Annotated in this window: 7 protein-coding genes; all 7 read right to left on the bottom strand. The window is 57.3% G+C overall.

Annotated features, from left to right (window positions below; genetic code table 11):
• Position 1: 1 nt before the first annotated feature.
• From LX66_RS11730 to LX66_RS28360, 7 genes are read right to left on the bottom strand one after another with little or no spacing between them, the layout of a single operon-like run.
• On the bottom strand, positions 2-2,383 hold the full coding sequence (locus tag LX66_RS11730; protein WP_145713398.1) for a glycoside hydrolase family 2 TIM barrel-domain containing protein: 2,382 nt from the start codon (positions 2,381-2,383) through the stop codon (positions 2-4).
• A gap of 13 nt (positions 2,384-2,396) precedes the next feature.
• Positions 2,397-3,497, bottom strand: coding sequence for a glycoside hydrolase family protein (locus tag LX66_RS11725; protein WP_145713396.1), 1,101 nt, complete (start codon positions 3,495-3,497; stop codon positions 2,397-2,399).
• A 10-nt stretch (positions 3,498-3,507) separates the two neighbouring features.
• The gene (locus LX66_RS11720) at positions 3,508-6,678 is read right to left on the bottom strand and encodes a glycosyl hydrolase (RefSeq protein WP_145713393.1); all 3,171 of its coding nucleotides are present in this window, start codon (positions 6,676-6,678) and stop codon (positions 3,508-3,510) included.
• A complete protein-coding gene (locus tag LX66_RS11715) occupies positions 6,678-7,562 on the bottom strand; it encodes a sugar phosphate isomerase/epimerase family protein (protein ID WP_145713390.1) in 885 nt (294 codons plus the stop codon). Before LX66_RS11715 ends, LX66_RS11720 begins: the two co-directional genes overlap by 1 nt.
• Before the next feature lie 15 nt (positions 7,563-7,577).
• A complete protein-coding gene (locus tag LX66_RS11710; protein WP_145713388.1) occupies positions 7,578-8,675 on the bottom strand; it encodes a sialidase family protein in 1,098 nt (365 codons plus the stop codon).
• A gap of 5 nt (positions 8,676-8,680) precedes the next feature.
• The gene (locus LX66_RS11705; protein ID WP_145713386.1) at positions 8,681-11,461 is read right to left on the bottom strand and encodes an alpha-L-rhamnosidase; all 2,781 of its coding nucleotides are present in this window, start codon (positions 11,459-11,461) and stop codon (positions 8,681-8,683) included.
• A 44-nt stretch (positions 11,462-11,505) separates the two neighbouring features.
• Positions 11,506-15,537, bottom strand: a complete 4,032-nt coding sequence (locus LX66_RS28360; protein ID WP_211366183.1) for an apiosidase-like domain-containing protein — start codon at positions 15,535-15,537, stop codon at positions 11,506-11,508.
• Between the last annotated feature and the right edge of the window lies 1 nt (position 15,538).

Here is a 15,538-nt window from a genome sequence, read left to right as displayed (position 1 = left end):
CTTACTCCGCCTTTATCCTCACCTCCCCTGCTTTTAACCCATCCGCAGCAGCTTTCACCACGATCTCTCCTGCCTGCCCGGTGGACCTGACAATCACCAGGCAGCGGCCCTGCCAGGCTTTGCGCTGTGGGCGCTGGTAACTTTCCACGCTGCGGGGATTGGCATTGCCTACGCCTGCAATAGTACCCGGGCCGGTTATTGTAAACTGTATCTCGTCTTCCGCTTTGGGATGGCGCACGCCGTCTGCATCCTGCAGCGTTACGGTAATGTAGCTCAGGTCCTGCCCGTCTGCATGAATAGTGGTACGGTCGGCATTGAGTTCCAACTGCACCGGTGAAGCGGCCGTGCGTAACACGGCATTATTGACTTCCCTGCCACGGGTGTAGCCAATGGCTTTTAAAGTGCCGGCCTTATAAGGCACCTGCCATACGGCGGTAAATTTATTGGAGCGGCTGGTGGCTTTCTTTCCCAGGGAGCGGCCGTCCAGGAAAAGCTCCACCTGCTCGCAGGAAGAATATACATTCACCTCCAGGGGTTTGTTTTCATGTCCGGGCCAGTTCCAGTCCGCCACTACATCGTGCCATTCCCAGTGGCTCCAGTCCACCTTATCGTGATTGATGGGGAAGGAAGGTTGCGGCGGTTTCACAAAAACGGCTAGCTGATCCTCTTTCCAGAGGGCATCGCGGTAATAAGATTGCGGGCGCTTCCATCCGCAAATATCTATATCACCGCAGTAAGCCAGGTTCCAGGGATAGAACCACTGCGCCTGCCAGTAGCCCAGCCAGCCGATGCTGGCCTCTCCAATGTAATCGAAAGCGGTCCATACAAAATCGCCCACCACCCAGGGGTGATCCTCCACGGCGGTCCAGTATTCAAAGGCTTCCAGCGGGAAGGATTCGGTAGCGATGATTACGCGCTCAGGCTTACGCTCATGACTCACTACATACTTGTCGCGGGCGTAGTTGTAGCCCGCTATATCCAGCGTGGACAGGAACGCGTCTTTATCCGGCGCAATACCGTTCACGCCGCAGGTAATAAAGCGGGTGGTATCTACGGTACGGATAAAGTCGCTGAGCATTTTGGCCACGCGGGCTACTTCCGGCTTTTCGCGGTGGGGGATCTCGTTACCGGTGCTCCACATAATGACGGAGGGATGGTTGCGGTCGCGGTATAACATACTTTCCAGGTCGCGCTGCCACCATTCATTAAAGTAACGGTGATAGTCATCCGGGTTTTTACCATCGCCCCAGATATCAAACGCCTCGTCTATCACCAGCATGCCCAGCCGGTCGCAGGCATCCAGGAAAGCGGGAGAAGGCGGGTTGTGCGAGCAGCGGATGGCATTGTAGCCGCTGGCTTTCAGCAGGGCCACACGGCGCTCCTCAGCCCTGTCAAAGGCTTTTGCGCCCAGCGGCCCGTTATCGTGATGCACGCAGCCGCCTTTCAGCTCCAGTGGCTGCCCATTCAGGCGGAAGCCGTTTACCGCATCCGCGCTGATGGTACGTATGCCAAAGGGTGTGCTCATTTTATCCGTCAACTGCGCGCCCTGGTATACTTCGGTGATGACGGTGTACAACACCGGTGCATCTACTGACCATAATGCAGGATCCCGCACGGTCATATCCTGGTTCCATTGGCCGGTAGCCAGGGAATCCATCTTCTGCGTGGTTTCGGTAGCCGCTACTGCCTTGCCTGCGGCATCCACGATGCGGGTCACTACTTTTACTGTAGCCGCGTCGCGCGTTTCGTTCTTTATTTTTGCCTGCACCTGCACCTTTGCAGCGGCTTTGCTTACAACAGGGGTAGTGACAAACGTGCCCCATTGCGCTACATGCAGCGGGTGCAGGACCTTGAGCCACACATGACGGTAGATGCCGGAGCCGGCGTACCAGCGGCTGTTCTCTCCTTCATTCCGGACCTTTACGGCCAGCACATTTTTCTCCCCGAACCTGATGCGGTCGGTGATATCATACCAGAAAGACGTGTAACCGTAGGGGTGCTTGCCCATGCGCTTGCCGTTGATGTACACTTCGGCATTCATATACACGCCGTCAAACTGCACCTGTATGCGCTTTCCTTTGTCTGCAGCCGGTATGGTAAAGGTTTTGCGGTACCAGCCGGTGCCGCCGGTGGTAAAACCGCCATTGGGCTGGCTGATGGCATCGGGGCTGAAAGGGGAATTAGTGCCGGGCAGGTCCTCAATGCTCCAGTCGTGCGGCAGGTCTACCTTTCGCCAGCCGGCATCATCGAATCCCGGTTCATCTGCGCCCTGTGCGCCCCCGCGATGGAAGCGCCAGTCCGCATCAAAAAGCTGCACACGGTTGTTGTCCTGCGCATTTGCGCCCGCAGCAATCAATAACAATAGCACAAAAAATATCTTCATGACAGTCTGTTAATCATTTCCCTGAAAATTGCACTTCGCTTTCACCCATATCTTTGGAAGTAGCCACCGCAATGCCGCGCTGGTCGGCCTTATTAACGGCGCAATAAAAATGGTATACCACGCCATCATGGTATACTACACTGGACTTGTGCGCAAAACGGTCGTCATAAGGCGCTGAAGAGCTGATCAGGTCTTCCCCTTCCCAGTCGGTCCAGTGCACCAGGTCATAAGAGCAGGCAAAGCGGTTAAAGGCGCCCGGCCGGTCCTTCCAGAAAGCGCCGAAATAGAACATCACCCATACGCCGTTCAATTGCTGTATCTGCGGATCGCCGGTGATGCCCGCATGGTGGTTCAGCACGGGGTCCTTGCCCAGGCGCTGCCAGTGCACCATGTCGTTTGACACGGCCATTCCTATGCGTTCCTTTCCCCGCTTGGGTTTCAGGCTGTCGCCTTTGGCGTTGTAATACATTACAAAAGGATAGCCGGTAGTTTTGTTGCGGTCCCATATCACGGTGCTTTTATACAAAGTATTATTTTCCCACCAGCCGGCGGTTTTATCCGTAGCCATCAGCACCGGTTCAGGCAGGCGCTGCCACTCGTGCGGCACGGATGGGTCCTTGCGGGTATAGGCCATGCCAATGGACAGCAGCCCCTGCTCATAGCCCCGGCTGCCGCCGCCAATATAGGTCATCCAGTGTTTGCCCTTGTAAGCCTGCCATTCATAGCTGCCACCCCAGCGATAGTCCTGTAATGCAACATAGCCGGCTTTCTGGTTGTTGTCCCAGTCCGTAGTGTCGGAGAAGGACAGCAGCCGCCCCAGGGTTTTCCAGTGCAGCAGGTCCTCGCTGCCGGACAGCCAGGTTTCGTATCCGCGGCCATCATACACAATGTAGGTCATGTACCATTTATCTCCTTTGCGGAACACGCTGGGACAATCCAGCTTTTTACTGTCATCTGCGGGCACCAGCACCAGCCCGTATTTATGCGGTGTTTTCACCTGCCCGTAAATATTTTGCATTACGCTGGCAGGCACTTCACGAACGGCGTGTTGTGCGTGAGCAGTACCCGCCACCAGGAGCAGTACATAAGTAAATATCTTTCCCAGGATCTGCATGTTGTTAAAATTAATCATCGGTGTTGAGTATAGTGACCGGGCCTAATAATCCCGCCCGCAGCAATGGTTTTCCTTCCAGGCGGTAAGGCGCCGTGGTGCGGGTAATGCGCTGCGCTTCCGGCAGGGCTTGATCCCCGATCAAACGGTTGGCCCAGGTGTTGGTAACTTCAATGCGCAGGTGGTTACGGCCGGGACGCAATGCCTGCGTAATATCCACGCGGTAGGGAGGCGTCCAGGCTATGCCGCAGGGCATGCCATTGAGGCGCACTTCCGCAATATTCGCCACATCGCCCAGGTCCAGCCATAGGTGGCCATCTTTGGCAGGCCTCTTTTTCCAGTCAAAGGTCTTTGTATATACGGCCGTACCGGCATAATACCCGATGCCGGGCTCCGGCCGCCGGCTCCAGTCCTCCAGCGCAGCAAAGCTGAGCGGTTTTGCCGGGCCACCGGCGGATGGATCAAAAGCCACCTGCCAGTTGCCGGGCAATGTTTGCACGGGGCGGAACAACGGCCAGTTGCTGCCGTGGTGCTGTGCTGTTTGCGTGGTATGCTTCCGCAGCACGATAAACAGGGAACCGGCGGGCACTAACTGCAACGGTAGTACGGTGCGCCCCTTTTCCATGCGCCAGTCCTTCGCTTCGCGGATATCGCCGCTAAGCGGATCCCAGAGCTCCGGCACCTTGCCAGCTATACGCAAAGAAAGATCAAAGCTGCGCGTGGTATCCTCCTGGCTGGAGATGAAATAAATATCCGCATCTGCCGTACGGCGGTGCGTCCACACAATGCCGGGCGCTTCCTCTACGATCACATCCGGCTCCAGGTGCAGCGCTGCGAGCGAAACATGCGGCAGCGACTGCAGCGCGGTATCATTTGCAGATCCACTCACTACTATTTTTGCGCCGGCATTTGCCAGTTCCCGGAAGCGCTGCATCACTTCCGGCGACAGCCGCGCTTCCGGGGCCATTGGTCGCGGGCCGGGCAATACCAGCGCCGCATAGCTGGCACCGCCGGGCAACACAATGCGCCCGTTTTGCACGGAGGCCAGGCGTAATAACGCATCGGGATTAAAAGAATCATAGGAGTATTGCCGCATGCCGGGCAACTGCGCGTACAGCCTTTCCGGCAGTACAGCGCGGCGGGGTATTTCTTCGCCGGTGAACACCGCCATATCCGTTACCGGCTGCCCCAGTTGCAGCAACGCCTGGCAGCGCTGCGCATAGGCCACCCAGGCGCGGCCGGGTTTCCACCAGGTCTGGTCCCGCTGGAAGTACAGCCCCACGCCGTCCAGTGTCATGCCGGGCCGGCGGTCCATCCAGGGATTATGCGTGAATACGTGATATACCAGCCGGTTCACTCCCAGGGCAAAATGCCGGTCGCCCAGCGCTTTCAGCATACCGGGATGCTCGTCCCAGCCCATGCGCAGGGTGGTAAATGCTTCTGCCTGCACCAGCGGCTTGCCATAGATATGCGCGCCGGAGATGGCGTCCAGCATATCGTTGGGCTTGTCATGCGTGGGCGAGCGAAACCAAAATTCTCCCATGGGAATATCCACGGCGCTGAAATGCGCCATACCGTCGCTGGTCATGGTAGGGGCTACATTTTCTGCACTGAACAGGCAACCCTTTTCTGCCACCAGTTCAGCCAGGGTGCCGTAAAACCGGTCTACCACCAGTTCCGCAATGGTCTGCCGCACGTCATGTAAAAAACGCTCGGAGGCCGCGGCGCTCTGCACCGGGATGCCGGCCATAGCAGGCAGGTACACTAGCAGGTCATACCCCCGGCGGCGGCGGAACTCCTCCCGGAATACCGGCGACCAGTTCTGGCTCCCGCATTCCCAACTGTCTACATGAAATATTTTCAATACCCGCGCGGCCAGCGCAGGATCTGTTTTACGGAACGCCGCGCCAAACCAGTTGTCGAACTGCAGGCGGACAGCGGCGGGATTGAACTTGTCGCATTCCAGGCCCGTGCCGGCGCCACCGGTAGCATTGGTATGGCCGGTGGATGTGTGGCCCAGGCGCAGGATGGTCCAGTTGCCGGGAGGCGCCTGCCACTGCAGGCGGCCGGTAGCGGTATCCAATGATGCGGTAAGATCAATGACCCTGTTTTGCGGTATGCAAAGGGAGTCCGGCAACTGTGCGGCAGTGGTGCGGGGGCTTACCCGCCATATGGCGCCGGTCTTGCCTTCAAACTGGTGCAGCCTTGGCTCGCCGGACAGTGCAAGCCGGCACAGCTTCAGCACCGGTTTCCACTTGGCTGCATCCAGGTCTTCCGCCCCCGGTTCCGTGCCGGCGGTATCATATACCAGCCTGAAAAAACGTGCAGTAGTTGGCGTTATAGTATGCGTTACACCGGCCTCGTAGTCCTGCCATCCATGCCGGGGCGGCTGCAGCCGTTCAATAGTGCGAAAGGAACGGCCATCATCGCTGGCCTGCAGGATCAGGCGCTGGGCCTGGTAATTGGGCCCCTGCGAGCGGATAAAGATATTGCGGCAGGTGAAGGGCTGCTCATAGGCCAACTGTATCCAGCAGGCGGTATCGCTGCGAAAGTTCTTACGGTTATGCGGGTCCAGCAACGGCTGCACATCCACCCCGGGCAGGCTGCTGCTGATCTGCGGCGGCGGCGTAGCGCCCGTGCCGGGCAGGGAAGGATAGGCCATTACCGCAATATCCCGGTAATAGCCTTTATAAGCAGGAGGGCGGGGAAGCGTATCATTGAAATACCGGCCGCCCGCCACCTGTGTTTCCGACCATACCACTTGCTGCATGGACAGCTCCGGCGTGATCCAGGGGCCGCCGGCCAGCGCAAAGCCGTCACTCACGTGCATGGCTAATTGCAGTCCCAGCCGGTCCGCCTCCTGCATGGCATAACGCACCATCTCCCACCAGGCGGGTGTAAGCTGCTCCACAGGCGGCTCCATCAACGGCGGGCTCGTGACGCCTTTAATGGGCATGAGGTAAGCGCCGCCAATGCCGGCGGCTTTCATGGCTTCCAGGTCGGCGGTAATGCCCTCGCGGGACACGCTGGCCTGCATCCAGTACCAGAACACCCAGGGTTTGGCAGCAGCGGGCGGATGACGGAACACTACTTCCAGGTCCGGCTGCTGCGCCTTTGCGGCAAAGGGAAAAAGGAGCAACCAGCACACCGCTAGCGTCCACCACCTGTTATACTGCCTGCTCATTACGATTGCTGGAAAATTGATTTCAGGTATTTCGTGTTGGCGCTGAAGTTCCATACTACATTACGCGGGTCTTTGGCGTCGCGGGAGCGCTCTATTACCAGCCAGCCGCTCCAGCCCATATCGTCCAATGTTTGCTTCACCTTATGCAGGTCCAGGCGGGTATTATCCTGCAGCCAGACGCCATCCTTGTCCGTACAGTGTATCTGGCAGATGCGGTCCCTGCCAAGTATGCGCAGCTCCTGCTGCAGGTCGCGGCCGGCTTCCAGCGCATTGGCAAAATTGAAATAGCTCTGTATGGCCGGCGAGCCGATCTCCTTCAGCAGCTCCACCTCCCCTGCCGCGTCCAGGGCGGTTTCTATGCCAATGACCACCCCCGCTTTTTCCGCCTGCACGGCAGCGGCTTTTAGTCTTTGCACGATGGCGGGGCGCAGGTGCGGATGCTGCACCAGGTCGCCCTGCACGCCCAACGGCAGGAAAGCCACCTTTACGTTCAGTTGCTGCATGGTATTGATGCAATCCTGCACCATGCGGTCCACGCCGGGACGCCCGGCAAATGACTGCGCATAAAAACCGGACATGGCTACCGAACATACCTGCAGGCCCAGCCGGCGCGCTTCGTCGATGAACTGCTTCCGTACCGCGGGGTCCACCAGTTTGTTGTCAAAGGTTTCACGGTTGCCTAAACCGCCCATATCCAGCTCCAGGCCGTCTGCGCCGATCTCCCTGGTACGCTGGAAAGCGCCCAGCTTCTGCCGTTTCAGGATCATCCAGTCGCACACAGCGATCTGGTAACGCGGCGCAGCAGGTGCTGCAAAAAGCTGCCGGGGCAGTAATGCCGCCGTGGCAGCCAATGTAGTATTCATTAAAAAGTGACGACGATCCATATTCCAATTATTTTATTACTCAGGCCATTGCCCGTTTTTGATCTCTACCAGTTGCAACTGCTTCGGGTCTACCTTCACATACCTGATGCGCTCACGGCGCCAGGTGTACACGATGTGTACATAACCATCGGAACCGCAGATAACCGAAGGATAGGAATACTGGCTGATGGGCGAATCTTCCAGCACCAGCGAGGCATACCATACCTTACCATCTTTGGACAGGGAAACGTTCAGCGGCGTGCGCGGGCCCTTGACCTTGCCATCCGGCGGCAGCACATGATTGTACACCAGCAACTGGCGGCCATCCGGCAGGGTTACGGCATCGGTGCCGGAATTGTTGTTGGGCAGCCTAGTGGGCGATAAAGGCGACCAGGTGCGGCCGTTGTCGGCAGACCAGGATTCCAGGATAGCCCGGTTCCTGCTGCGGCAAAGTACCTGCAGACGGCCGTTCCCGTATTGCAGTATGCTGGGCTGAATGGCGTTGTAGGTTTTACCATCATTGATGGGACCTATCTTTTCCCAGGTCTGGCCGGCATCTTTGGTGGCTTCAAAATGCACTTTCCAGCCATTGCCCTCCGTGCTGGAAGGACAAAGCAAAGTCCCATTGTCCAGCAGCACCGGCTTATTCTTTACCGGTCCCAGGAATCCCTCCGGCATAGCTTTGGGAGCCGTCCAGGTAATGCCGCCGTCTGCGGAAGTGATCATAAAAGCTTTCCAGGCGGACACTTTAGGCCCTACTTTGTAGAACAGCAGCAGCTTACCGTCCGGCACCCGGTACAGTACGGGGTTCCAGCAGGCATAACGGAGGCTGTCGTTCTGCACGCCATTGGCTACTTCCACCGGAGCAGTCCAGTGACTGTCCCGCTTTCCCTTGCGGCTTACCCAGATACCTACATCCGGGTGGCGCTCTTTTGTGCCGCCAAACCAGGCGGCTACCAGCCCGTCTTTTGTTTCCGCGATGGTAGCAGCATGGCAGGAGGGAAAAGGCGCCTGCTCATAAATAAATTCATCCGTAATAATGCCTTTCTTCCAGGTGTGCTGTCCATTGGTCTGGCTCCATCCCGTGAAGGCGATCAATACTAATAATAAGGTGTTTACAATCCGTTTATTCATAATCGTTATCTTTTTCTGATCTCAGGCCAGGTGGTCTCAAAAACATAATCACCGGAGCCTATCTCAAATACAGCGTTATATCCTTCCATACGGAGGAACTTCACGCCCTTCGCTTGTAATGCGGGTTTGCCGCTTTCCATTACCTGCGCCGGGGAAACAGCCGCTACATATACCTGCGCGGTAGTATTACCCGGCACGCTGATCTTCCAGGTAAAGCGCCCATCCGCTTTGCGCCATTCACTGTGCACTGCTCCGTGCATGGTGCGGTAGCCTGCTTTTACAAAGTGCAGCCCCTGCGGCAGCACAGGTTTCATGATCAACCGTTTAAACCCGGGATGCGCGGCATCGGAATGGATGCCCGCCAGGTCTTCATACATCCATACCAGCAGGTCGCCCAGCAGCATCACGTGGTTATGCGAGTTCATGTTGGGGGCCGCCTTGTCGCCGTTCCATAATTCCCAGATGGTGGTAGCGCCCTGCTCCACCATGTAGCCCCAACTGGGATAGTCCCGGTTGGATGCCAGGCGGAAAGCCACATCCGGACGGCCTTCCCGGCTCAGCCCGCGCATGAGCCACTGGGTGCCTATTACACCGGTGCTGATATGCCCCTTGTAAGTATAAAGGATGCGGTGCACCATATTTTCAAACACGGCTTCACGCTTTTCAGCCGGCACCATGTCAAAATACAGGGGCAGCAGGTTGGCCGTAATGGTGTTATTGCTATAGTAAGCTTCAGCAGCATGCAGGAACTTTTTGTTGAACGCTGTTTTTATCTTCCCGGACAGGTCCGCAAAGGCAGCGGCGTCCTCCGGGCGCTGCAGCAGGCCGGCAAAGCGCTCCATCACCTGCAACAGGCGGTAATAGTAGGCCGTAGCCAGCAATGTACCATCCGTTCTGCGCGTGGAGTCCCGGGAGTGGATCATCTGCAGGGATTCCGGTGGCACGCACCAGTCGCCGTACTTGTCCTTGGTGAGTATAAAGTCTTTCATGTACTTGCCGCGCATGTAGGCCAGCCAGCGCTTCATATCGTCATAATGCTTTGCGATGGGCCGCTGGTCGCCGAACTGCGTGTACAGCATATCTGCTATCAGTATGAAGGCACCCGGCCAGGTCATGTTATCGCTGTAGTAGCGCCAGTAAGCCGGCGCTACATCCGGTATGGCGCCTTCCGGCGTCTGGGCCTGCGCGATATCGTCCAGCCATTTTGCGTAGAGCTTTGCATTGTCAAACACGAAACTTTCCCCGTAAGCGCCGGTGGTGCGGTCTCCCAGCCAGGGCATACGCTCATTGCGCTGCGGGCAGTCCACCGGCATGCCTTTATAATTGCCGCGTATACCCTGGTACGCGTTGCGGTATACCTGGTTCAGCGTACTGTCCGATGTTTCAAAGGCGCCGGTGGTAGCGATATCATCATATACTACCTGTCCTTCAAAATCATCCAGGGAAGGCGGCTCCGTATAGCCGCTTACTTCCACGTAGCGGAAGCCGTGGTATACAAACCGTGGATGCCAGGTTTCCACCCCTTCGCCTTTCAGTGTATACACGTCCGTTACTTTGGCATCGCGGAGGTTGGCGGTAAAGAGGGAGCCGTCCGGCTGCAGCGTTTCTGCAAAGCGGAGCGTGATCTTTTGCCCGCGCTTGCCTTTTACTTTTAGCTGCAGCCAGCCTACCATGTTCTGCCCCATGTCCAGTATGTGCACACCTGGGTGCAGCTTATGGATGGCGACAGGGCGCAAGGTCTGCATCACGCGCATCGGCTCATTCAGTTGGGCTTCCACCCTGCCGCCGGGCGGCTGCACCCGTTCCGGCTGCAACCAATGGCTATCATCGAAACCGGTATTGTTCCAGCCGGGCATTTCTCTGGTGGCATCATATTCTTCACCGTCGTACTCATTATTGCTGCGGATGGGGCCATCGGCAGTCACTTTCCAGGTATCATCGCTGGCGATGGTCTGGCGACGGCCGTCTGCGTACTCGATTTCCAATTGCAGCAGCATTTTGGGATAGCCAAAGGTGCGGATCTTATGCGGCTTGTAGTTTTGCCGCATGGTAAAATAGCGCCCGTTGCCCAGTATGGCGCCCATGGCGTTCTGTCCCTGCTGCAATGCATGGGTTACATCATAGGTGTTATACTTTACCGCTCTGGTATAATCTGTAGGCGCGGGCGACAGCACGCGGTTGCCAATGCGCTGCCCGTTCATGTACAGCTCATGCAATCCCAGGCCGGCCAGGTAGACGGTCGCTTTCCTGATGGGCGCGGAGAGGGCAAATGTTTTACGGAAATAGCGGGCGGACAGGCGGGAGAATTTACTATGCGCGCTGTCCCATGGAAAAGCGCGGTCCAGCCCTATCCAGGCAGCCTGCCAGTCCGCAGGCTGCAGCAATCCCATGCTCCACTGCGCCGGTTCGCTCCACGCACTGGCGCCCTGCGTGGTCCAGGTCCTCACCTTCCAGTAACAGGCAACACGGCTCCGCAACGGCGCGCCGGCATATACCACGTGAATGGACTGACCGGAGCTGACCTTGCCGGAATTCCAGAGATCGCCTTCACCGGCAGCCAGCTTTCCGGGAGAAGAAGCCACCAGCACCTGGTAAGCCGTTTGCAGGATATGCCGCTGCGCACCACTGATCTCCCAGCTTAAGCGCGGCGTGCGTACATCAATGCCGCGCGGGTTCACCAGCATTTCACAACGCAGGTGCTGCACGGTGATCTCCTGCGCCAGTCCTGTGCGGACATGGAGTAAAGGAAATGCAATGGTCAATATGGCAATAAAAAAGTAACGCATGTGCTGGTCATAAGACCTGGCAGGTTTTCAAAAACCTGCCAGGTCTATTTACTGGTTTTCAATGATCCGATATAAAAAACAGCTTCTTCTTCCGGCTCCCCGGCCTGCGGCAGGTCGTAGGTTTGCGCAGCAGGCGTATCTGCATTCGGGAAATGACGCGGCATGCCGGTGCGGAACACCATGCGCTCCAGGCCGTGCACCGGCGCAAAGGTGAGTTGGGTAAGCACGTCTTTGCCGTTTACGTTCACGGTATAAAAACGGCTGACGGTATTGAAGGTGATACGAATGTTATAGGTCTTGCCGGCTTCGTAACGCAAAAGGTTTTTGAACTTGGCGCCGGCCTTGGCATGCAGCAGGCTGTCGGCGTCAAAGATCAGCCGGATGGCGGGGCTGCCTTTTGCATCCTGCAGCTCTGCCTGCAGCATGCCCTTGTTGTTCTGCGCCGGCGTAACGGAAAACGCTACCGTGCCCTGTTGCGTGGCGGGGAACAGGCGCTCTGCTTTCGCATAGTCATAACGGTCCCAATCCCGCAGCACCAGCGCCGGGCCGTCAGCGCCCTGCTCCATTTTTACCGGCGACCATTGGGGACTGTAAATGTTCCATTTTTCCAGGGCTGTGGCAGGGTCCATGTGTTTGAACACTTCATTCACCGGTTCCGTGGCGGCTCCTTTTACCGGTACGGGTATGGAGGACACCCAGATATCTTCCTTGCTCATGCTGTAGGTTACCCACAGCTTGCCATCCGGCGGCGTACCGTTGCCTTCCGTAATGCCGCGCACATACTGCGGTCCGTAGTCCTTGAAATGACCGTGATAGCGCAGGGGCGATATTTCCCCGTGCACCAGCAGCAGGTTGGTATATTCCAGCCCGTCCCTGCTGGTGGAAATGCCCAGCGGCCAGCGGTAGTCCGAAGGATTGTATACCGTAGCATAGCGGCCGTCGGAAGTACGCTGCCCCCATATCTTGGCATTGGCGTTCACAAAGCCGGGCGCCCTATGGGCAGACTCTGGCCAGGTTTTGCCGTTGTCATTACTGATAGCGGTCACGGCATGTTTCCACAAGCCTGCCACGCGGCCATCCGGCAGGTGATAATAGCTAAGCGCCTTGTATTGTTTCTTCAGCGGTATCAGGGGATCGTCCCGGTCCGCTTCCTCGTTCCACTGCTGGGTGGCCAGCGGATCGGCCAGCAGCTCGTTACAGGCGGCAACAAATCCTTTGTCCCTGCTTTCCGTATAAAACGGGTAGGAGGTGTTCTGCGCATTCCAGCCGTGGTTGTAACGAATGAAATAGATCGGCCCGAAACGCCCGTCCGGCAATATTTCCCGCACTACGCGGCCAATGCCCTTCCCGTCATTGGGATCATCTTTGATGTCCAGGCAAATGCCGTAGTAGGCCAGTGCCAGCAGGCGCTTTTGCTTTGACGTATAAAAGCCCATGCGCTGGTGCATAACGGCATACAGGTCCTTTGCCACGCCGGGATACCCGTCCTTGGTAGTGCCGTCAGGAATTTTATAGGGCGGGAACAGTACGACCGGCTTTTCCCAGTTGTAGCCATCCTTTGAGGTGACCAGCAGGGTTTGCCCCGGCGGAATATGCTCCCCTACCTTGTCGCTCAGGTATTCCAGGTAAAAAGTATGGTTCCAGTAGGCCAGCATGGGGGCGTGGTTGTAGGTCCATCCCATGCCATCGGCTTTTTCCGGGTGCTCGCGGTTGGCGCGCATCACCTGTATGTTGTGCACGCCCATAGCCGGGCTCAACTGCCCGTGATGATAGTCGATATTTACACGCGTGTGACCGGTATAATGTACGGTATCCCCGGAGGGGGGTGACACTAACAATTGATCCAGCACTGTTTCCTTTACTTTAATGATCGTACCGTGCTTGTGCCCTTCCGGCACCAGCACATCCGCTGATATGTCCGTGAATGTTTTAAAATCCGTTGTCTTTACCGCGCCGTATGCTTTATCGCGGTAGGCATCAAAGTAGATGAGCCAGTCCTTTCCTGCCTTCGTCACCGTAGGTCCTTCTGTAAAATGCCCGGTGAAAGGGGCCGACACGCCGGTATACGGTCCCAGCGCCTTGTTGCCAAAAGCTACTTTGATATTCCTTTCCGGGCGGGTATTATCTTTCAGCACCAGCACGTATTTCCCGGCCGCCTGCTGCATGATCACGGCGTCGATAACGCTGAAACCGGGGTCCAGAAACAGTTTGGCGGGGGAGAATGTTTTAAAGTCCTTCGTGGTGACATAATACATGCGGTGGTTGTTATCCTCCGCTTCTGCACCCCGTGGAAAACGGTGCGGAATGGTGGAGGCCCAGATGATAATGAACTGCGCGGTGGCCTCGTCATAATATAACTCCGGCGCCCACACGTTTACTGTGTTGGGCTCCTGCTCCATTACGGGAATAAACTGCTGCTCCGACCAGTGCAGCAGGTCTTTGGAGCTGGCATAGCCGAAGCCTTTGTCGCCTTTCCAGCCGCTGGTCCACACCAGGTGGAAAGTGCCGTCCGGCCCCTGTACCATGGAGGGATCGCGCATCAGTTTATTGGCGCCAATTTCCGGGTGCAGGAAGGAACGGCCCATGTCCAGCCAGTGATAACCGTCATAGCTGTACAGGAAATGCAGGCCATCGGTAGCCGGTTCGCGGAACGAGGTGAACAGGTATACTTCCCGGCCCGGCACATCCGTATCCAGCACCAGCACCCAGTCATTGCCGTTGCGCTGTTCACCGGGCGGGTCAAAGGTGGCAATGCCTTTGTTGCGGAATTTGCCGACGGGCCTTAGCTGCCCGTTGCGGGGATCATACCAGGACGCCTTTACGGAATCGCCGGCAATTTTGCCCATGCGTACCTGCATGGTGCGGCCGTTGTAAGTGTATATAAAAGCGTATTGCTGCCCCCTGGTGGCCAGCAGGCGGTTGTAGCGCTCACCGGGGTCCCCGGCTATCAGCGACTGGTCCGGCACCCGCTCAAAATACGGGCGGGACAGCAACAGTTTTTTCAGGTGCACCATCTGCTCCGCGCCGGGGTCATTGATTGCGTTATACCAGTAATCCTTTACACCGTAATTGCCCTCCGTATCGCCGGGGCGGTGCATCTGCATCACTGCATTGTGCCCGTAGGTGTAGCCCGCGCCGCCGGCAAATACGGACCAGTAGCCGTAGCGCCGCACATCACTGTCTGTCCAGTACGGCTCCGAAGGGTTATGCAGGCCCTGGGGAATACCTTCATAGGAAGGCTCTCCATCCAGCGTGGGTTTCGCAGGCTTTTCCCGGTAATCCGCGGCAACGTATTTCCAGTTGTCCTCTCCATAATGCAACTGCTCATTGGCAGACGTGTCCTGGTTGTACCTGCGGTGGCCGGACTGGAACATATTAAAGTCCAGCCAGGGCTCATTATGAAACCACTGCGAAGACGGTGTGCGCCCGCGCGGATGGAAGGTGATCAAATGATGCGGGTCCTGCGCGCGCAGGGTATGGCCCAGCACTTTCCAGACCTCCGTAGAGTCGCTGCCCTTAATGTCGCCGCCATTCAGCCAGATGATGTTGGGGCGGTCCTTATAGCGGGCGGCCAGCCAGGCAGCATAGGTCTTTGCCTGCTGCCGGTTCACCAACCCGGCCTTTACATTGCTGCCCCATACCGGCACCAGCGCCATGTAGATGCCTTTTTCCGCTGCTTTGTCAACGATGTAGTCCACGTGGTCCCAGTAATCATACTGCGCCGCATCCGCCACATCATTGCCTGCTGTAACGGCCGGCTGCGTCACATCCCGGTTATGCAGGGCGGAGTCGCCATAGGCATTTACCTGCCGGGCGTTGTGCACCAGCATTGCCTGAATCACGTTGAAGCCTTTTTCCCGGCGGTCTTCCAGGTATTTTTCCGCATCGTCCCGGTTCAGCTTGTTGAACAGCAGCCAGCCCGTATCGCCCAGCCAGAAAAAGGGCGCGCCGGAAGCGGTGGTGATATACCGGCCGTTGGCCGATACCTGCAGGCGGCCGGTACGTTGCGATTGCGCCCCGGCGCTAATGCCCGGCGCGAGTAATAACAAAAACAGTATCGTATTGATCCTATGCATG

The organism is Chitinophaga japonensis, from assembly GCF_007830125.1.
Taxonomy (GTDB): domain Bacteria; phylum Bacteroidota; class Bacteroidia; order Chitinophagales; family Chitinophagaceae; genus Chitinophaga; species Chitinophaga japonensis.
This window is presented reverse-complemented; position numbering and strand designations above follow the sequence as displayed.